Origin of the sequence: Bacillus sp. FSL W8-0848, from assembly GCF_038007805.1 — a bacterium.
Lineage (GTDB): Bacteria > Bacillota > Bacilli > Bacillales > Bacillaceae > Bacillus > Bacillus glycinifermentans.
Map to the genome: position 1 here is coordinate 51,365 of NZ_JBBOYB010000002.1, position 19,065 is coordinate 70,429.

Annotated in this window: 16 protein-coding genes and 2 pseudogenes; 15 read left to right on the plus strand and 3 right to left on the minus strand. The window is 49.0% G+C overall.

Going from position 1 to position 19,065, the window contains the following annotated elements:
* The first annotated feature begins 7 nt into the window (after positions 1-7).
* From NSQ39_RS21005 to NSQ39_RS21020, 4 genes are read left to right on the plus strand one after another with little or no spacing between them, the layout of a single operon-like run.
* Positions 8-1,162, plus strand: a complete 1,155-nt coding sequence (locus NSQ39_RS21005) for a betaine/proline/choline family ABC transporter ATP-binding protein (protein WP_175076714.1) — start codon at positions 8-10, stop codon at positions 1,160-1,162.
* The gene (locus NSQ39_RS21010) at positions 1,155-1,808 is read left to right on the plus strand and encodes an ABC transporter permease (protein ID WP_175076713.1); all 654 of its coding nucleotides are present in this window, start codon (positions 1,155-1,157) and stop codon (positions 1,806-1,808) included. Before NSQ39_RS21005 ends, NSQ39_RS21010 begins: the two co-directional genes overlap by 8 nt.
* A 14-nt stretch (positions 1,809-1,822) precedes the next feature.
* Positions 1,823-2,734 (plus strand): osmoprotectant ABC transporter substrate-binding protein, encoded by a 912-nt coding sequence (locus tag NSQ39_RS21015; protein ID WP_175076712.1) that lies wholly within the window; start codon positions 1,823-1,825, stop codon positions 2,732-2,734.
* Between the two features lie 19 nt (positions 2,735-2,753).
* Positions 2,754-3,398 (plus strand): ABC transporter permease, encoded by a 645-nt coding sequence (locus NSQ39_RS21020; RefSeq protein ID WP_175076771.1) that lies wholly within the window; start codon positions 2,754-2,756, stop codon positions 3,396-3,398.
* Positions 3,399-3,455: 57 nt separating this feature from the next.
* On the opposite strand, the gene NSQ39_RS21025 is transcribed toward NSQ39_RS21020, so the two are convergent.
* Positions 3,456-4,367 carry an RluA family pseudouridine synthase gene (locus NSQ39_RS21025; protein ID WP_175076711.1) on the minus strand — a complete coding sequence of 304 codons (912 nt, stop codon included), beginning with the start codon at positions 4,365-4,367 and terminating at the stop codon, positions 3,456-3,458.
* Positions 4,368-4,488: 121 nt separating this feature from the next.
* On the opposite strand from NSQ39_RS21025, the gene NSQ39_RS21030 reads away from it, so the two are divergent.
* From NSQ39_RS21030 to abc-f, 5 genes are all read left to right on the plus strand, one after another.
* The gene (locus tag NSQ39_RS21030) at positions 4,489-4,851 is read left to right on the plus strand and encodes a DUF5365 family protein (protein ID WP_046129694.1); all 363 of its coding nucleotides are present in this window, start codon (positions 4,489-4,491) and stop codon (positions 4,849-4,851) included.
* 163 nt (positions 4,852-5,014) lie between these two features.
* Positions 5,015-5,419, plus strand: coding sequence for a CBS domain-containing protein (locus tag NSQ39_RS21035; RefSeq protein ID WP_373688041.1), 405 nt, complete (start codon positions 5,015-5,017; stop codon positions 5,417-5,419).
* 137 nt (positions 5,420-5,556) lie between these two features.
* The gene (locus NSQ39_RS21040) at positions 5,557-6,219 is read left to right on the plus strand and encodes an HAD family hydrolase (RefSeq protein ID WP_046129765.1); all 663 of its coding nucleotides are present in this window, start codon (positions 5,557-5,559) and stop codon (positions 6,217-6,219) included.
* A gap of 22 nt (positions 6,220-6,241) precedes the next feature.
* Positions 6,242-7,780 carry a carbon-nitrogen hydrolase family protein gene (locus NSQ39_RS21045; RefSeq protein ID WP_175076710.1) on the plus strand — a complete coding sequence of 513 codons (1,539 nt, stop codon included), beginning with the start codon at positions 6,242-6,244 and terminating at the stop codon, positions 7,778-7,780.
* Between the two features lie 344 nt (positions 7,781-8,124).
* On the plus strand, positions 8,125-9,762 hold the full coding sequence (abc-f, locus tag NSQ39_RS21050; RefSeq protein ID WP_046129697.1) for a ribosomal protection-like ABC-F family protein: 1,638 nt from the start codon (positions 8,125-8,127) through the stop codon (positions 9,760-9,762).
* Between the two features lie 54 nt (positions 9,763-9,816).
* Here abc-f and NSQ39_RS21055 read toward each other — a convergent pair.
* Positions 9,817-10,362, minus strand: a pseudogene (locus NSQ39_RS21055) (GNAT family N-acetyltransferase).
* Positions 10,363-10,476: 114 nt separating this feature from the next.
* Between NSQ39_RS21055 and NSQ39_RS21060 the strand changes: the two are divergent.
* A pseudogene (locus NSQ39_RS21060) lies at positions 10,477-11,380 on the plus strand (AEC family transporter).
* A 115-nt stretch (positions 11,381-11,495) separates the two neighbouring features.
* Positions 11,496-12,839: an aspartate aminotransferase family protein gene (locus NSQ39_RS21065; protein ID WP_046129698.1), complete on the plus strand. Its 1,344-nt coding sequence runs from the start codon at positions 11,496-11,498 to the stop codon at positions 12,837-12,839.
* A gap of 45 nt (positions 12,840-12,884) precedes the next feature.
* Here NSQ39_RS21065 and NSQ39_RS21070 read toward each other — a convergent pair whose 3' ends face one another.
* Positions 12,885-13,877, minus strand: coding sequence for a quinone oxidoreductase family protein (locus tag NSQ39_RS21070; RefSeq protein ID WP_046129699.1), 993 nt, complete (start codon positions 13,875-13,877; stop codon positions 12,885-12,887).
* Positions 13,878-14,041: 164 nt separating this feature from the next.
* Between NSQ39_RS21070 and NSQ39_RS21075 the strand changes: the two genes are divergently transcribed.
* The 4 genes from NSQ39_RS21075 (at position 14,042) to glpD (ending at position 18,943) form a co-directional block, all read left to right on the plus strand.
* The gene (locus NSQ39_RS21075; RefSeq protein ID WP_046129700.1) at positions 14,042-14,599 is read left to right on the plus strand and encodes a glycerol-3-phosphate responsive antiterminator; all 558 of its coding nucleotides are present in this window, start codon (positions 14,042-14,044) and stop codon (positions 14,597-14,599) included.
* Positions 14,600-14,797: 198 nt separating this feature from the next.
* The gene (locus tag NSQ39_RS21080) at positions 14,798-15,613 is read left to right on the plus strand and encodes an MIP/aquaporin family protein (protein WP_046129701.1); all 816 of its coding nucleotides are present in this window, start codon (positions 14,798-14,800) and stop codon (positions 15,611-15,613) included.
* 27 nt (positions 15,614-15,640) lie between these two features.
* Entirely contained in the window at positions 15,641-17,131 is a 1,491-nt protein-coding gene (gene glpK, locus NSQ39_RS21085; RefSeq protein WP_046129702.1) for a glycerol kinase GlpK, read from the plus strand.
* A gap of 144 nt (positions 17,132-17,275) precedes the next feature.
* Positions 17,276-18,943, plus strand: coding sequence for a glycerol-3-phosphate dehydrogenase (glpD, locus tag NSQ39_RS21090; protein ID WP_046129703.1), 1,668 nt, complete (start codon positions 17,276-17,278; stop codon positions 18,941-18,943).
* Positions 18,944-19,065: the final 122 nt, after the last annotated feature.

Consider the following 19,065-nt stretch of genomic DNA (forward strand, 5'->3'; position numbering starts at 1 on the left):
GCAGTTGTTGCTGAAACTGAAAAACGTCTCAAAGGTGTATAAAGGAGGCAAAAAAGCTGTTAACGGCATTCATTTGGACATCGCAAAAGGCGAATTTATCTGTTTCATCGGCCCGAGCGGCTGCGGAAAAACGACGACGATGAAAATGATCAACCGCCTGATCGAACCGACGTCAGGCAGCATCTATATTGACGGTGAAAATATCATGACTCAGGACGCCGTCAAGCTTCGCCGAAAGATCGGCTATGTCATTCAGCAAATCGGGCTTTTTCCGCACATGACGATTCAGGAGAACATTTCGCTCGTTCCGAAGCTGCTGAAATGGCCTCAAGAAAAACGGAAAGAACGGGCGCGCGATCTGTTAAAGCTTGTTGATATGGGGCCGGATTATTTGGACCGCTACCCTCACGAACTGAGCGGGGGACAGCAGCAGAGAATCGGCGTTTTGCGGGCACTCGCCGCCGGGCCGCCGTTAATTTTAATGGATGAACCGTTCGGCGCGCTTGACCCGATTACCCGTGATACGCTCCAGGAAGAGTTTAAAAAATTGCAGAAAACCTTAAACAAAACGATCGTTTTTGTGACACATGATATGGATGAAGCGATCAAGCTTGCGGACCGGATTGTCATATTAAAAGACGGCGAGATCGTCCAGGTCGGCACTCCCGATGACATCTTGCGGTACCCTGCAAACGATTTTGTCGAAGATTTTATCGGAAAAGACAGGCTCATTCAATCGACCCCCGAAATCGAACGCGTGGAACAGATCATGAATGCCGATCCCGTCACCGTAACGGCTGATAAAACGTTGTCAGAGGCGATTCAAATCATGAGGCGGCATCGCGTCGACTCGCTGCTTGTCATCGATGAAAAGCGGCGGTTTCGCGGATATGTCGATGTTGAAATCATCGATCAGATGCGAAGAAAAGCAAAGCTCATCGGCGAGGTCGTCCATACCGGCATTTATACGGTGAAAAAACACGAGCTTCTTCGCGATACCGTAAGGAAAATTTTAAAACGGGGCATCAAATATGTGCCTGTCGTCGATGAGCACAACCGCCTCACAGGCATCGTCACAAGAGCGAGCCTCGTCGAAATCGTATACGAATCGATTTGGGGAGAAGAAAATCTGTTGAGCGCAGGAGGTGCTTCGTTTGGCTGAAGCTCTTCATTTTTTGCAGACAAACGGATCAGAACTGCTTTATAAAACATGGGAGCATTTTTATATTTCGTTCATCTCTCTATTCCTCGGAATCATTGCGGCGGTTCCTCTCGGTGTGCTGTTGACGAGAATGAAAAGGGGAGCGGGTGCTGTCATCGCGGTTGTAAATGTCATTCAGACGCTGCCGAGCCTTGCGATTTTGGCATTTTTTATTCCGCTTTTAGGAGTTGGAAAGGTACCGGCGATCGCAGCTTTATTTTTCTATTCAGTCCTACCGATTTTACGAAACACATATACAGGGATAAAAAGTGTGAACGGCAATTTATTGGAGTCGGGAAAAGGAATCGGTATGACTGCATGGGAACAGATCCGCCTCGTGGAGCTGCCGCTGTCGGTTCCGGTGATCATGGCAGGGATCAGGACATCGGCGATTTATTTGATCGGCTGGGCGACCTTGGCATCTTTCATCGGCGGCGGCGGCCTTGGCGACTACATTTTCATCGGGCTTAATTTGTATCAGCCGGAATATATCATCGCAGGCGCCGTACCGGTAACGCTTCTCGCCATGATAACCGACGCTGTATTATCACGGACGGAACGAAAAGTGACGCCGAACGGATTAAAAGGGCTGAAAGAAGTTTCATAAGGAGTTGGCTGAATATGATCATGACATATGTCAGGAGAACACTGATCGCCGCATCTTTTATCCTGCTCAGCGCCTGCGCCCTCCCCGGACTAAAAGGAGACGCCGGACAAACGATAAAGATCGGGGCGCAAAGCATGAGCGAATCGGAAATCATCGCCAGCATACTCGCCCAGCTGATCGAACACGACACAGGTTTACAAACGGAAACGATCAAAAACCTCGGATCCAATGCGGTACAGCAGCAGGCTTTGCAAAAGGGCGAAATCGATGTGGCGGCAACCCGCTACACAGGGGATGCTTTAACAGGAACGCTGAGGATGAAGCCTGAAAAGGATCCTGAAAAGGCGCTCAAGATGACGCAAAAGGAATTTAAAAAACGGTATCAAATGAAATGGTTTGATTCGTACGGGTTTGATAACACCTATACGTTCACCGTGACACGGGAATTGGCGGAAAAACATCGCCTTGAAACGATATCCGATTTGAAAAAGGACGCATCCCAATATAAGCTTGGCGTCGATAACTACTGGATGAAAAGAGAGGGAGACGGATACAACGCTTTTATGAACGATTATCGCATCGCATTCGGCTCCACGTACCCGATGCAGATCGGCCTCGTCTATGACGCGGTAAAAAACGGGAAGATGGACGTCGTTCTCGCGTATTCAACAGACGGGCGGATTAAAGCGTACAACCTGAAAATGTTAAAAGACGACAAACGGTTTTTCCCGCCGTATGACTGCTCTCCCGTCGTTCCCGAGAACGTGCTGAAGGAGCACCCGGAGCTTGAAGGCGTTATCGATAAGCTGATCGGAAAAATCGACACGGAGACGATGCAGGAACTGAACTATGAGGTTGACGGAAAGCTCAAGGAGCCGTCTGTCGTCGCCAAGCAGTTTTTAGAAAAACATCACTATTTTGAATGAAACGGAGGGATCGATGGTAATGGATGTGTTGCAGCAGCTTGGCACGTATTATGCTCATAACGGCGGTTATGTTCTTGAAGAATGTTACAGGCATTTTCTGATGTCCGCTTACGGCGTGCTGTTTGCGGCAATTGCCGGCATTCCGGCGGGAATTTTCATCGCCCGCTATCAAACATTGAGCGGCTGGATCTTTACCGTAACGAATGTGATTCAAACGATTCCGGCATTGGCGATGCTCGCCGTTTTGATGCTTGTGCTTGGCCTCGGAGCGAATACGGTGATCGTCTCGCTGTTTCTCTATTCGCTTTTACCGATTATCAGGAACACTTATACTGGGATCAAAAGCATTGACCACGCCTATTTAGAAGCCGCGAAAGCGATGGGCATGACGAAATTGCAGGTGCTTCGGATGGTGGAGCTTCCGCTTGCCCTGTCCGTCATCATGGCAGGCTTGAGAACCGCGCTTGTCATCGCGATCGGCATAACGGCAATCGGAACATTCGTCGGGGCGGGCGGTCTTGGCGATATCATCGTCAGGGGATCAAATGCAACAAACGGAACGGCGATTATTTTGGCGGGGGCAATCCCGACCGCCCTCATGGCGATTATCGCCGATCTTCTCATGAGCTGGCTGGAACGGACACTTTCCCCGCTTAAAGGGTAAAATTAAATGCAAAAGGATGATCTTGAAAACTTCAGAGGATCATCCTTTTTTGCGTGATCATAGCAGTTCCGCTTTTGCGGCAGCGGTTTTCAAATCATCGGGAAGCGGAGCTTTGACGGTCAGACGTTCACCGCTGATCGGATGGGTGACGCTGATTTCTGCGGCGTGCAGCGCCTGCCTTTTCAGGAGGCCGGTTGAGCCGCCGTACAGAGCGTCTCCTGAAATGGGATGGCCGAGATGGGAAAGGTGAACCCGGATTTGATGGGTTCTGCCCGTTTCCAGCCGCAGCTCGCACAATGAGACATCGTATTTTGGCCGGTAGCCTTTTACTTCATAATGGGTGACGGCCGGCTGTCCTGTCGGGGATACACGTCTTCTGACAGGATGGTATCTGTCCCTCCCGATCGGGTTTGCAATGGTTCCCTTTTTGTTTTTGAAGGCGCCTTCCGCTATGGCGATGTATGTTCTTGCGAGCTCTTTTCTTTGCAGCTGTTCGTCCAATAGTGCGTGGGCAAGGCGGTGCCTGGCGAATACGACCGCCCCGCTCGTATCTTTATCAAGGCGATGGACATGGCGGATTTTTCGTTCCGCACCGTATGTTTGATCGTAGAATGCGACAAGATTGCTGAGCGTTCCTGTCTGCCCCTTTTCGTTAGGATGCGTCGCCATGCCAGGGGGCTTATTCACGATCAGCATATGTTCATCCTCGAATAAAACGGACAGTTCGCCGTACTCGGGAATAACGCCGCTGTCTTCTTCTTCTCTAAGATCGATGTCGATTCTGTCCCCCTTTTTCAGCCGCACGTTGTCAGATACCGCTTTATGATTGATTTTTATTTTTTGATTGACGGTCCAATATTGAATGACCGGCTTGGAAGCTTTCGTTTCCCGCTTCAAAAACGTAAACAAATGGACGCCGTCGTGGCGGCTGTCTGCAAGGAAAGTCAAGCCGCGATATTGTTGGTTCATTTTTACTCTCCTTTCTGTCTAAAGCCTTTCAGCCGTCAGGAAACACTTACCTTCACAGCCCCGGGTTTTTGTATGCTATTCTGTTTGAAGAGATTTCAACAAGGGATGAAGGGTGATACATATGCGCATTGTGAAAGCAGCAACAGAAGAACAGGAAATCTATATTGAAGAACTTGTCTCAGAGCTTTATCAAGTATTTCCGATTTACTTTAGCAAACAACAATTGAAAGAGCTGAAACAGCAGGGTGTGCTCGATTTTAAGGAGCATGTATACAAGGGGACGCTCGATGAAGCATTTCAGATCATCACCAGCCTGCAGCTGATCCACACATTGCTTACAAAATCGAAACGACAATGGGTATTAAAAGACCGCGAGCTTTTTGATAAAAACAGCCGGAAGCTCAATACTTGCGGCCTGCACTTTCCGTTAACATCGTCCGACTTCCATATCCCGCACAGTGAAAAACAGGAATTGCTGATGTAATGAGCTTTCCCCCAGGGGAGAGCTCTTCTTTTTTATGAAAAGACTATAAAGGAAAAATACGAAAAACACAAGGATGGTTTCAACTTCCTTTGTAGCCTGTTCGTTGTCTGTGCATACTAACAACCGAAAGGGGTGCAGTCTATTGAATAAAGTCAGCAATGCGATGTCAAAGCAGGTGGTGACGGTTTCATCGAATCAGACGGTAAAAGAAGCGGCGGAACTGATGAGCCGGCATAATGTCGGAGCGATTCCGGTCGTTGACCAGGGTGTATTGAAAGGGATGATCACTGATCGCGACATTACGCTCAGAACCACGGCTCAAGGCCAGGACGGCCAGACACCGGTCTCTGATGTCATGACGACGGATGTTGTATCAGGCAATCCGAACATGAGCCTTGAAGAAGCGTCACACCTTATGGCACAGAGTCAAATCCGGCGTCTGCCGATTGTGGATAACAATCATTTAGTCGGCATTGTCGCGCTTGGGGACCTCGCGGTAAACGAGTTGTCAAACGAGTCTGCGGGACAGGCGCTCACGAACATTTCCACTCCGACTCAAACGCAATAAAGCAAAAAGAGCTTGCCGAAATGAGCAGGCTCTTCTTGTGTTTAACATAACATTTTTGAATGCTCCGGGCTTTTCAAGGGAAAGTAAGAAGGATACAATTAGTGTGCAAACAGGCAAAAGGAGTTGGACAAAGCACGATGATAAAAGCAGTGATCTTTGATTTTGACGGCCTTATTTTAGATACAGAAACACACGATTATGAAGTGCTTCAAGAAATTTTTGAAGAGCACGGCTCAGCTCTTCCGATGTCGGTATGGGGGAAGGTGATCGGAACGGCTGCAGGCTTTCAGCCTTTTGTTTACCTGGAAGAACAGGTGCAAAAGAAGCTTGATCAGGAAAGGCTGGAAAGCTTGCGGAAAGAACGCTTTTTGAAACGGCTTGAAAGCGAAAAAGCGCGCCCCGGAGTCGAGGCCTACTTGACGGCGGCAAAAGAACTCGGACTAAAAATCGGCCTTGCGTCAAGCTCTGATTATAAATGGGTATCACAGCATTTGAAGCAGATCGGCCTGTACGACGATTTTGAATGCATCAGAACGGCCGATGACGTTGAGGAGGTCAAGCCGAATCCGGAGCTGTACTTGCAGACAGCCGAGTGCCTCGGCGTACAGCCTGGGGAATGCCTCGCTTTCGAGGATTCCGTCAACGGATCGATGGCGGCAAAGCGCGCTGGAATGAAGTGTGTCATCGTGCCGAATAAAGTGACGAAAAGCCTGCTGTTCGAGCATTATGATCACCGCCTTGAATCGATGGCGGAAATGGAGTTGGAACAGCTTATCAAAAAAGTGTCTGATCAAGCTTAGCCAAGCGAGAGGAGGAAGAGACGTGTCTGAAAAATTGGATCTTTCCCGTTTTGAAAAAAAGATCGTCATCCGCAATATCGAAGAAAAAGACATTGAAAGCATCATTGAGCTTCAGGAGCTTTGTTTTCCGGGGATGGTTCCTTGGAAGCGGGAGCATCTGGAAAGCCATCTTCAGTATTTTCCGGAAGGGCAGTTCTGTGCGGAGCTTGAAGGGGAAGTGATCGGCTCCTGCTCCAGCCTCTTGATCAATTTTGACGAATATGACGACCGTCATACATGGCAGGATATCACAGATGACGGCTATATTACGAATCACAACCCCGACGGCCTGAACATGTACGGCATTGAAGTGATGGTTCATCCCGAATACAGAAGAATGAAAATCGGCCACCGCCTTTATGAAGCGCGAAAGGATCTGGCGAGGCGGCTCAACTTAAAGAGCATCATCATCGGCGGCCGGATTCCGAACTATCACAAATACGCCTCTGAGATGACGCCGAGGCAGTACGTCGAACAGGTCATTCACCATCAGATTTATGATCCGGTGCTGTCGTTTCAGCTGCTGAACGGCTTTACGATGATGAGGATCAATCCGAACTATCTGCCGGATGACAAGGCATCGAGCAAATATGCGACATTGATGGAGTGGAATAATGTCGACTATATGCCGCAAAGCAAACGCTACTACAAATCGGCCTTCCCGGTAAGGATTTGCGTGATTCAATACGAAATGAAGCAGATTCATTCGTTTGAAGAGTTCGCCAACCAAGTCGAGTACTATGCAGATGTCGCATCAGACGCGGTAGCCGATTTTGCTGTTTATCCGGAAATTTTCACGACGCAGCTGATGTCTTTTCTTGAGGAGCGTTCCCCGAGCCTTGCCGTTCAGCGGATTACCGAATATACGGAGGATTACATCAGCTTGTTCACAGACCTTGCCGTCAAATACAACGTCAATATTATCGGCGGCTCCCATTTTGTCGAAGAGGAAGGGAAAATCTACAACATTGCTTATCTATTCAGAAGAGACGGCACGATTGAAAAGCAATATAAGCTTCATATCACGCCGAATGAACGGAAATGGTGGGGGATCAGCAGGGGAGACGAGGTGCGTGTGTTTGACACAGATTGCGGAAAGATCGCGATTCAGATTTGCTATGACATCGAGTTCCCCGAGCTTGCCAGAATCGCAACGGAAAAAGGCGCGAAGATCATCTTCACGCCCTTCTGTACAGAAGACCGCCAAGGGTATTTGCGCGTCAGATACTGCGCTCAGGCGAGAGCTGTGGAAAACCAAGTGTACACCGTCATTTCCGGGACGGTCGGAAACCTGCCGCAAACAGAAAACATGGATATTCAATATGCGCAATCGGCGATTTTTGCGCCTTCCGATTTTGAATTTGCAAGGGACGGAATCGTCGGCGAATGCAATCCGAACATTGAAATGGTCGTCATCGGCGACGTCGATCTGGAAATTCTCAGAAGGCAGCGCCAAGACGGTACGGTCCGTCAGCTGAAAGACAGACGCCACGACATTTACCGGATTCATTATAAAAAATAACGTGTGAACAGCCGGCACCCTAGTGGCCGGCTTTTTGCGATTGACTTTCTGTTTTGTTTTTCATATATTGGATGTATGTAAAGGAGGTGGAAAAGATGAATCAAACTGGTAAGCGCATGACAGACGTGCAAGCCCACTTGTATATTTGTCGCGCAATTTTTTCCGGAGAATGCGTATTACGGGATCAGTCTGCCCTTTTTTACACATTCATGAGGAAAAAATACCAGTGAGAGACATCTGCCCACAATCGGATTTTAACTGCTTTTTGATCTTGACGGCAGCATGTTAGCTCTGCCGTTTTTTTTATGGCCGGATGTCTCTTCGCGAAACGGAGGAAGAGATTCATGGCAGTATGCAGTGTACAAAACGTGACACAGTCATATGGAGGACATGCGGTTCTCAGCGGAGTGTCATGCGAAATAAAACAAGGCGAACGAATCGGTCTGATCGGCCGCAATGGGGAAGGGAAAACGACGCTGTTGAGGCTGATGAGCGGGCAAGTGAAGCCTGATGAAGGACTTGTCACATGGAAGAAGGGAATATCGGCCGGTTTGCTGAAGCAGTCGGCGGCGCATGCCGGGGAACAAACGGTAAAAGAGCTGCTGTTTGATGTGTTTGCTTCATTATGGAATATACAGAACCAGCTGTCTGCCATCGAACGGCGGCTGGCAGAGGAACAAGACGCGGAAACACTCGAACGGCTGCTTGAACGCTATGGTGCGCTGCAGGACGAATTTCAGCAAAAAGGCGGTTACGAGATCAGCTCGCAAATCGAACGCGTCGCCGCCGGCTTGAAGATCAGCCGTCTGCTTGATGCAAAATGGCGGGATGTAAGCGGAGGAGAGCGGACGAAAGTCGGCTTGGCGAGGCTTTTGCTGTCGTCTCCCGATCTGCTTTTATTGGATGAGCCGACAAACCATTTGGATCTGGATGCGGTCGAATGGCTCACAACATTTGTCAAACAGTACAAAGGGACGGCGGTCATCGTTTCTCATGACCGGTATTTTTTGGATGATGTCGCAACGTCCATTTTTGAAATCGACCAGGGAGAGCTTCACGTATACCAGGGGGATTATTCCGGGTATACGATTGAGCGCGAAGAACGCCTGATCAGAGAGTTCCAGCATTATCAGGACCAGCAAAAAAAGATCAAAAAAATGAAGGAAACGATCAAGCGTCTGAAGGAATGGGCAAACAGGGCCAATCCTCCAAACGAGGGACTGCACCGCCGCGCCAAAAGCATGGAAAAGGCATTGGCGCGCATCGATGTTCTAAAAAAGCCCGCACTCGACCGAAAGAAAATCGATCTCGCCTTCAAAATGAACGACCGAAGCGGAAAAGACGTCGTCAAGCTTGAAAATGTGAAAAAGCGCTTTGGAAAACGGGAGCTGTTCAGCGGGTTGCACATGCATGTCCGCTTTCAGGACCGCGTTGCCATCGTCGGCGAAAACGGAAGCGGCAAAACGACGCTCCTTTCGATCATCAGCGGTACTGCGCCGGCTGACAGCGGCGAGGTGCAGCTTGGGAGCAGTTTGTCTGTCGCTCATCTGACCCAGCATGTCTCGGAAATGAATGAAGAGCACTCCGTCCTGGCTGAGTTTCGCGATCAAGTCACTGCGACCGAAGGCGAAGCCCGAATGATGCTGGCGAAGTTTTTGTTTTACGGACACTCCGTGTTTAAAAAAGTGAAGGACTTAAGCGGAGGAGAGCGCATGCGCCTTCGCCTGGCCCAGCTTGTCCATCAGCATCATAACGTGCTGATCCTCGATGAACCGACAAACCATTTGGACATCGAATCAAAAGAAGTGCTCGAAGAGGCGCTCGCCCGATTTCAAGGGACGATTATCGCGGTTTCCCATGATAGATATTTTCTGGACAGGATGTTCAATGTCACGTATTGGCTCAGCGGCGGCCGGCTGACGCGATATGAAGGCAATTATACGTTTGCGAGGGAGAAGCGGCGGAATGAAGGCGAAGATTGAGGAGAGAATGGCGGAGCCTGAATCGGCTCCGCACTTTCCATTGGCTGTTTTTGGTCATTCGTTCCATCTTCCCATTATGATCGTATTGTGGTATTTGCCGTCAGAAAACATTTTGTCATTTTTTAGGATGTCTTCTATCTCAAAACCGTATGTTTGATAGAGTTTAATCGCTTTCTCATTTGTTTCTAACACTTGAAGAGCTATTTTTTTGATTCCACTCGCGTCTGCCCAAAAAATAGATTGCTGCAATAGATTTTTCCCGATGCCGTATCCCCAAAAATCCTTTAACACGCATACCCCGAATTCGGTCTTGTGCGAGAATCTTTTCAAATCTGTTCCTTCGCACCTTGAAAAACCAACGGTCCGGCCTTGAACTTCCGCTACCAAAAATAAATTCCGGGCTTTTTTGCATCGGTTTGTATGATTTGTTCAAACCGCGGCGCATCGATGAACGCTTCTCCTTTTTCCCTGTCCAAATTTTCGGTTTCCCCGTCGATTCGCATCCTTAATTCTGATAATGCTCCTGCGTCTTTTTTTGGCGGCTGACCGAATCGTATAATGCATTCCTTTAACATAAAAATCCCGTTCGCTCATGACCATGGCGGGCTCCCTTCCATTTGATACGCTTATTCTGCTATATTGAAAATAGAGAGAATATTCTTTATCATTAAACATATCACTGAAAGCGGTTTATACATAAAAAGAAGGTGCATCATGGAATTTCTACTCGTTTTGCTCCCTGTTTTCGGAGTATTTGCCATCGGATATGCCGGGCAGAAGCTGCTTGGCTTTGACATTCAAAACCTGTCTAAAATGTCCCTTTATTTAATGTCTCCTTTTTTGGCGTTTGATACGTTTTATGAAAACAAGCTGACCATGGATTATTTGTATATGTCCGTTTTTGCCCTGGGCCTTTGCATCGCTTTGATTCTATTGGTCTATCTCATCTCCTATATGTACAAGTATTCCAATCAGGAACGCTGCGCCCTTATTTTGTCGTCAGCCTTCATGAATTTATGGGACGCCCGTCGTTTTGCTCGTCTACGGTGCAGCCGGACTTGACATTGCCGTTGTGCTGATGGTAATCCAGCAGCTCGTCATGAGTACGATCGGACTCTATTATGCGGCAAAAGGGAGCTCTGAACAAGACGGCTTTAAAACGGTGATGAGCAGGGTGACGCGGATGCCTGTCGCCTATGGGGCGCTGCTCGGAATCGCACTGCAGCTGAGTCATATTTCGATTCCCGAACAGTTCATGACGGCAATTAAATTGGTCGGGGACGCCGCGATTCCGACGATCATGATTATTCTCGGGATGCAGCTCGCGGCGATTTCGTTTAAACATATCGAATATCGAAAAATCTCTTACTCGCTTTTGCTCAAGCTCATCGCATCGCCGCTTATTGCTTTGGGATTTGCCCTTATCCTTCCTGTCAGCGATTTGGTCAAACAGATCATGATCCTGTCGGCGGCCATGCCGACTGCTGCGAATACAACGCTGATGGCCGTTCAATTTGGAACAAAACCGGAAATCGTATCAAGCGCGACCTTTATCAGCACACTGCTCAGCATCGGCACGCTGCCTGTCGTACTGTGGATGCTTTCCGTATGGGTCTGACCTGAATGTTTCAGGCGGCCCTTTTTATCTTTGAAAAAGGAACTGCATTTCCGATGAAGAAATGAAATACATATAAAATGGTATGGTTTTTTAGATCATGAAATGGGGTGGACAAATGACGGTACAGGAAAATCGCGCGGATCTCAAAGCGAAGGATCAAAAATACCTTTGGCACGCCATGAGCGGGACGGCTTCCGATCCTGCCCGGCTTGTCGTGAAGAAAGCCGAAGGCGCCTGGATTACGGACATTGACGGCCGCCGTTATTTGGACGGAATGGCCGGGCTGTGGTGCGTCAATGCCGGCTACGGCAGAAAAGAGCTTGCAGATGCGGCGTATGAACAGCTGCTTGAGATGCCTTACGCCCCGTTGACGAACACTCATGTTCCCGCCGTCCGGCTGGCTGAAAAGCTGAATGAATGGCTTGGCGGAGATTATGTGATCTTTTTTTCCAACAGCGGTTCTGAAGCAAATGAAACGGCTTTTAAAATTGCGCGCCAATATCATCAGCAAAAAGGGGAACACGCGAGATATAAGTTCATTTCCCGCTACAGAGCCTATCACGGAAACACGATGGGAGCGCTCGGTGCAACCGGACAGGCGCAAAGAAAGTATAAATACGAACCGCTCGGCCAAGGATTCATCCATGTACAGCCTCCTGATCTGTACCGCAACCCTGCTGATCGCGATACGCTTGAAAGCGCTGAAGACATTGACAAGGTAATGATGTGGGAGCTTCCTGAAACAGTCGCCGGCGTAATCATGGAGCCGATCATTACCGGAGGAGGCATATTGATGCCGCCTGACGGGTATATGGCAAAAGTCAAAGATATATGCGAAAAGAACGGCGCGCTCTTGATCTGTGATGAAGTTATTTGCGGATTCGGGCGGACGGGCGAGCGGTTCGGCTTTATGAATTACGGCGTAAAACCCGATATCATCACAATGGCCAAGGGGATGACGAGCGGCTATCTTCCGCTTGCGGCAACGGCCGTCAAACGGGAGATATATGAAGCGTACGCAGGTGACGGCCCTTATGACCGTTTCCGCCACGTCAATACGTTCGGAGGAAGCCCGGCCGCTTGTGCATTGGCGATCAAAAACCTTTCCATCATGGAGGAAGAGCGCTTAATCGAGCGGTCGCGCGTGCTTGGCGAAAGGCTGCTCAGCGAGCTGAAGGAGATGGAAGACCGTCCGAAAGTCGGGAACGTCCGCGGTAAGGGGCTTCTTGTAGGGGTCGAACTCGTAAAGGATAAACAGACGAAAGAACCGGCCGATTTGGCGGACGTGAACAAAGTGATCGGGGAGTGCAGACAGAAAGGATTGATCGTCAGTAAAAATGCGGATACGGCGGCCGGATACAACAACGTCATCCAGCTTGCGCCCCCTCTCAGTCTGACGGAAGAAGACCTTTCCTTCATCATCGGCGTGCTGAAGGAAAGTCTGTGCCGTTTAGCTTAAAAGACGCGGGCGGCCGTCAGTCGGCCGCCGGCTTATAAAGGCACTTTACGCGTCTATGACGAGGGCGATTTTTCCGAACTGCTCTCCTTTCGTCATCCGGTTAAAGGCATTGCGTGCATCTGACAAAGGATACGTCTTATCGATGATCGGCCGAAGCGAATGGCGCTCCATAAACCGAAGCATCCCGCGGAACTCCTCAAGGCTGCCCATTGAAGTGCCGATGATGCTGAATTGCGGGAAAAAAAGCGAACGCAGCGGAAGTTCAATGCTGTCTCCGGAGCTTGCTCCAAAATTGACGATCCGTCCATTCGGCTTCAGAATGTCAAAGTATTTCGGAAATGTCGCCGGTCCGATACTATCAAGGACAAAATCGACTTTTTCCCCTTTGAGGCTTTCGTTCCAATCGCTGCTGCTGTCAATCGCGCGATCTGCGCCGTGATTCAGCGCTTCCTTTCTTTTTTCTTCGCTGCGCGACGTGACTGTGACCTGTGCGCCTGCCGCCTTGGCCATGAGCAGAGCGTATGTGGCCACACCGCTTCCGATGCCGGGGATGAAGAGGTGCTCGCCTTTTTTCAGCCGGCCTTTTGTGAAAAGAGCCCTGTAGGCGGTCAGCGCTGACAAAGGCAAGACTCCGGCTTCTTCCCAGGTAAGATAGGCCGGTTTTGGAAGGACGTTTTTTGCAGAGACAATTACATATTCTGCAAAGGTTCCGTCAGAAGGCCCGCCGAGAATGTCGGGAACTTGCGGGACGGAATCCGTGAATTCCCAAGTGATGCTCGGATTGATGATAACCTCAGCGCCTGCTGCGAGACCTGATACACCCTCGCCGGTTTCTTCGACTATGCCCGCCCCGTCAGATCCGGGAATGAAAGGCGCATCGCCTTCCTTTCGCGAGCGGAAGAGAAAAATGTCGCGGTGATTGAGTCCTGCCGCTTTCACCTTGATTTTTACTTCCCCGTATCCGGGGGATTGAACGGCTGCGTCTGTCATTTTCAATCCCGCAAGACCGTCCGTACCGCTATGGATGATCGCTTTCACGAAAATACCCCTTTCTTTTCTCAAATGATGGTAACATTATGGCTCGGCAAAGGATGAATGTAAAATGTTCTGCCTGGGGAACGATTAAACATAACAAGGGGATTGCAATAGAGGGGAATTTCCTTTAGTGTAATACAGGATGCAAACGAAGAAGGAGATGGAACATGAGTTTTCACGATCAGCAAATTTTACCGGCGATTCGCAATATGAAGCAGTTTGACATTTTCCTGGACAGCCCGTTTTTATACGGCGTTCTTCTTGATATTCACCTTGGACGGCTGGGAGGCGTGATCAGCGCGGCGAGGGCCAGGGGCAAAAATATGTTTGTTCACGTTGATTTAATCCAAGGGATTAAGCATGACGAATACGGAGCTGAATTTATTTGCCAGGAGATGAAGCCGGCCGGCATTTTATCAACGAGATCAAGCGTGATCGCCAAGGCGAAACAAAAGAAGGTGTATGCGATTCAGCGGATGTTTTTAATCGATACGAGCGCCATGGACAAAAGTATTGAACTGGTCAAAAAACACCGGCCTGATTTTATTGAAGTCCTCCCGGGGGTCGTGCCTGAATTGATCAGGGAAGTAAAAGAAAAAACAGGAATCCCGATATTCGCGGGCGGCTTCATCCGCTCCGAGAATGACGTGAAAAACGCCTTGGAGGCTGGGGCGTCCGCTGTAACAACGTCCGATACAGAGCTGTGGAAAAAGTATTGGATCTGAGCGAAAATAATGAAAAAATATTGACAACGCTTTCATTATACGATACGATCGTACCAAGTTGATACATTGTGACGGAGACCCGGAGACCACAGCAGTTCTTTACCTTATGTAAAGAAGTTTTGCTGTGTTTTTTTATGGTCTTTTAGACACAGTGAAAACTTATATTTATAAAGACTGATTTTCTTAGGAGGGGTAGCCTTGACAGCATTTTGGGGGGAAGTTATCGGAACGATGCTGCTCATCGTCTTTGGCGCAGGAGTTTGCGCCGGCGTAAATTTAAAAAAATCACTTTCTCATCAATCGGGATGGATCGTCATCGCATTTGGCTGGGGGCTTGGCGTGGCCATGGCCGCATATGCCGTCGGCAATATCAGCGGAGCCCATTTAAATCCGGCCCTAACATTGGGACTGGCGTTTGTCGGCGATTTCCCTTGGGAGCAAGTGCCTGCCTATATTTGCGGACAAATGCTTGGCGCTTTTTTAGGAGCCGTTCTCATTTTTCTTCATTATTTGCCGCATTGGAAAGAAACAGATGACCAGGGAGCGAAGCTTGGGGTGTTTTCGACAGGGCCGGCCATTCCAAATACATTTGCCAACCTGTTCAGTGAAACATTCGGTACATTTATTCTCGTACTCAGTATTTTGACTATTGGCGCAAATAAATTCACCGAAGGGCTGAACCCGCTGATCGTCGGTTTTTTGATCGTGGCAATCGGCCTGTCGCTCGGAGGAACGACAGGGTATGCGATTAACCCGGCGCGTGATTTGGGTCCGAGAATCGCCCATTTTGTCCTTCCTATACCGGGAAAAGGAGGCTCCAACTGGCGCTACGCATGGGTGCCAGTCTTCGGACCGATTCTCGGAGGATCGTTCGCCGGCGTTTTTTACAATGCCGTGTTTAAAGGGCACATGACAAACACATTTTGGATTGTAAGCGCTGCAGTAGCTGTGGTATTGTTAGGTTTCTATATATATTCGAAAAAGCAAACGGCAGAGAAATCATTTAATTTGTAACTTAAGGAGCAATAAGGGGGAGCTAAAATGGAAAAGTATATTTTATCTCTTGATCAAGGTACGACAAGTACAAGAGCGATAATTTTCAACAAAGAAGGAAAGATTGTGCATACCGCGCAAAAGGAATTCAATCAATATTTCCCGAATCCCGGCTGGGTTGAACACAATGCAAACGAAATCTGGGGGTCCGTTTTGGCCGTCATTGCTTCAGCGCTTTCTGAATCAGGAATTCAAGCCGGACAAATCGCCGGCATCGGCATCACAAACCAGCGGGAGACAACGGTTGTCTGGGATAAGCATACAGGTCAGCCCGTTTACAATGCGATCGTCTGGCAATCGCGGCAATCAGCAGACATTTGCGAGGAATTAAGAAACAAAGGATATGAAGACAAGATCAGGGAAAAAACGGGTCTGTTGATCGACCCTTATTTTTCAGGCACAAAGGTCAAATGGATTTTGGATCATGTAGAAGGAGCGCGGGAAAAAGCAGAAAACGGCGACCTGCTCTTTGGAACGATCGATTCATGGCTGATCTGGAAGATGTCGGGCGGCAAAGCTCATGTGACCGATTATTCAAATGCTTCAAGAACGCTGATGTTCAACATTTACGATTTGAAGTGGGATGATGAACTGCTAGACATTCTCGGCGTTCCGAAATCGATGCTTCCCGAAGTCAAGCCGTCTTCCCATGTGTACGCCGAAACCGTCGATTACCATTTCTTCGGGAAGAACATTCCGATTGCAGGGGCGGCAGGCGATCAGCAGTCCGCGCTGTTCGGGCAGGCCTGCTTTGAAGAAGGCATGGTCAAAAACACATACGGAACCGGCTGCTTTATGCTCATGAACACCGGCGAAAAAGCGATTAAGTCAGAGCACGGCCTGCTGACGACGATCGCCTGGGGCATTGACGGAAAGGTTGAATACGCCCTTGAAGGAAGCGTATTTGTCGCAGGCTCCGCCATCCAGTGGCTTCGCGATGGGCTGAGAATGTTTAAAGATGCGAAAGAAAGTGAAACATATGCTGTAAAAGCACAATCTGCTGATGGTGTATATGTAGTTCCGGCATTCGTCGGCTTAGGTACGCCGTACTGGGACAGCGACGTTCGCGGCGCAGTCTTCGGTTTAACCCGCGGCACGACGAAAGAGCACTTTATCAGAGCGACGCTCGAATCCCTCGCATATCAGACGAAAGATGTGCTCGATGCCATGGTGGAAGACTCGGGAATTTCGGTCAAAACGCTGCGGGTAGACGGCGGCGCCGTGAAAAACAACTTCCTGATGGAATTCCAGGGAGACATTCTTGATGTACCGGTCGAACGTCCGGAAATCAATGAAACGACAGCCCTCGGATCAGCTTATCTGGCGGGGCTTGCCGTCGGCTTCTGGGATGACCGTTCAGAGATTGAAGACCAGTGGAAGCTGGATAAACGATTTGAACCGAAAATGGAGGAAGAAGAGCGCGAAAGCCTTTACAGCGGCTGGAAAAAAGCAGTTAAAGCAGCTAGGGCTTTCAAATAAGCAGCGAGTATGTTACAATGAATGCAAGTTAATAGAAACGGTTGGAGAAGAGGAGAGACCACAGGCACCAAAGCAGTTGTATTGCTTTGGATGTTTGTGGTCTCTTTTTCTATTATTTGCCGTGACAACAAGGGAGGACTTTTAATGGATACAGTATTTTCAAGCCGCAAGCGGGATGACATCCTACAGCATATGACAAAAGAGAAGTATGATGTGTTTATTATCGGCGGAGGGATTACGGGTGCCGGCACGGCGCTTGACGCCGCATCGCGCGGGATGAAGACCGCTCTTTGCGAAATGCAGGATTTTGCCGCGGGAACATCAAGCCGTTCAACAAAGCTTGTTCACGGAGGGCTCCGCTATTTAAAGCAGTTTGAAGTGAAAATGGTCGCCGAAGTCGGGAAGGAACGGGCGATCGTCTACGAAAACGGTCCGCATGTGACAACGCCTGAATGGATGCTTTTGCCGATGCACAAAGGAGGCACTTTCGGCAAATTCACGACTTCAATCGGCCTCAGGGTGTACGACTTTTTGGCAGGAGTCAAAAAAGCCGAGCGGAGAAGCATGCTGACTGCAAGAGAAACGCTTGAAAAAGAGCCGCTCGTGAAAAAAGACGGCTTAAAAGGCGGAGGCTATTATGTCGAATACCGGACAGACGATGCCAGACTGACGATCGAAGTGCTGAAAGAAGCGGTTAAATTCGGGGCGGAAGCTGTCAACTATGCAAAGGTAAAAGAATTTATCTACGAAAACGGAAAGGTTGCCGGCGTCGTGATCGAAGACGTCTTTACGAAGAAAACGTACCGCGTCTATGCAAAAAAAATCGTTAATGCGACAGGCCCGTGGGTCGACAGCCTGAGAGAAAAAGACCGCTCAAAAGAAGGCAAGCACCTTCAGCATACAAAAGGCGTTCATCTTGTATTCGATCAGTCGGTCTTTCCGCTGAAGCAGGCCGTCTACTTCGATACGCCGGACGGCCGCATGGTGTTTGCCATTCCGAGGGACGGCAAGGCATACGTCGGAACAACCGACACCGTCTATAACAAAAACCTTGAACATCCGAGAATGACGACCGAAGACAGGGACTACGTCATAGACGCGATCAACTATATGTTCCCTGACCTGAACATTACCGCCAAAGACGTGGAGTCAAGCTGGGCCGGGCTCAGACCTTTGATTCACGAAGAAGGAAAAGATCCGTCTGAGATTTCCCGGAAAGATGAAATATGGACATCTGACTCAGGCTTGATCACGATTGCAGGAGGAAAGCTGACAGGCTACAGAAAAATGGCTGAACATATCGTTGACCTTGTCAGAACCCGGTTAAAAGAAGAAGGAGACAAAGACTTCGGACCTTGCAAAACAAAAACGATGCCGATTTCCGGAGGGCATATCGGCGGTTCCCAAAACCTTGAAGCCTTTATCGAGGAGAAGGCGAAAGAAGGAGCTGCACCGGGCTTAACAGAGCAAACGGCAAGACACCTTGCAGCAAGATATGGATCGAATGCGGACCGGCTGTTTGAACGGGTTCAAAAGCTGAAAGATGAAGCTGTCAAGCGCGGCATTCCCGTTCACGTACTGGCGGAAATCGATTACGCGATCGATGAAGAAATGGCCGCGGTTCCGGCGGATTTCTTCGTTCGCAGAACGGGCGCACTGTTTTTTGACATCAATTGGGTCCGCACCTATAAAGAAGGACTTACGGATTATATGAGCGATAAGCTGAACTGGGACGAAGACACGAAAGAAAAGCATCTGAAAACGCTGGATGAGCTTCTTCATGACGCGGTCGTTCCGCTGGAAAGCAAATAACCCTGTCAAGTACAAATGACACGGTCCGGCATGTTGAAAAAACGGGCCGGAATATCCGAAATGGCGCTGCCTTTATAAAGGCAGCACCATTTTTTATGTTGCGCCAACTTATTTTGGACAAA

What these genes read in the sequence shown, in the direction of transcription:
- NSQ39_RS21040 (WP_046129765.1), top strand. Translation starts at nt 5,557, where the DNA reads ATGATAAAAGCAGTGATCTTTGATTTTGACGGCCTTATTTTAGATACA.
- NSQ39_RS21075 (WP_046129700.1), top strand. Translation starts at nt 14,042, where the DNA reads ATGAGTTTTCACGATCAGCAAATTTTACCGGCGATTCGCAATATGAAG.
- NSQ39_RS21035 (WP_373688041.1), top strand. Translation starts at nt 5,015, where the DNA reads ATGTCAAAGCAGGTGGTGACGGTTTCATCGAATCAGACGGTAAAAGAA.
- NSQ39_RS21065 (WP_046129698.1), top strand. Translation starts at nt 11,496, where the DNA reads ATGACGGTACAGGAAAATCGCGCGGATCTCAAAGCGAAGGATCAAAAA.
- glpD (WP_046129703.1), top strand. Translation starts at nt 17,276, where the DNA reads ATGGATACAGTATTTTCAAGCCGCAAGCGGGATGACATCCTACAGCAT.
- NSQ39_RS21015 (WP_175076712.1), top strand. Translation starts at nt 1,823, where the DNA reads ATGATCATGACATATGTCAGGAGAACACTGATCGCCGCATCTTTTATC.
- glpK (WP_046129702.1), top strand. Translation starts at nt 15,641, where the DNA reads ATGGAAAAGTATATTTTATCTCTTGATCAAGGTACGACAAGTACAAGA.
- abc-f (WP_046129697.1), top strand. Translation starts at nt 8,125, where the DNA reads ATGGCAGTATGCAGTGTACAAAACGTGACACAGTCATATGGAGGACAT.
- NSQ39_RS21030 (WP_046129694.1), top strand. Translation starts at nt 4,489, where the DNA reads ATGCGCATTGTGAAAGCAGCAACAGAAGAACAGGAAATCTATATTGAA.
- NSQ39_RS21020 (WP_175076771.1), top strand. Translation starts at nt 2,754, where the DNA reads ATGGATGTGTTGCAGCAGCTTGGCACGTATTATGCTCATAACGGCGGT.
- NSQ39_RS21025 (WP_175076711.1), bottom strand. Translation starts at nt 4,367, where the DNA reads ATGAACCAACAATATCGCGGCTTGACTTTCCTTGCAGACAGCCGCCAC.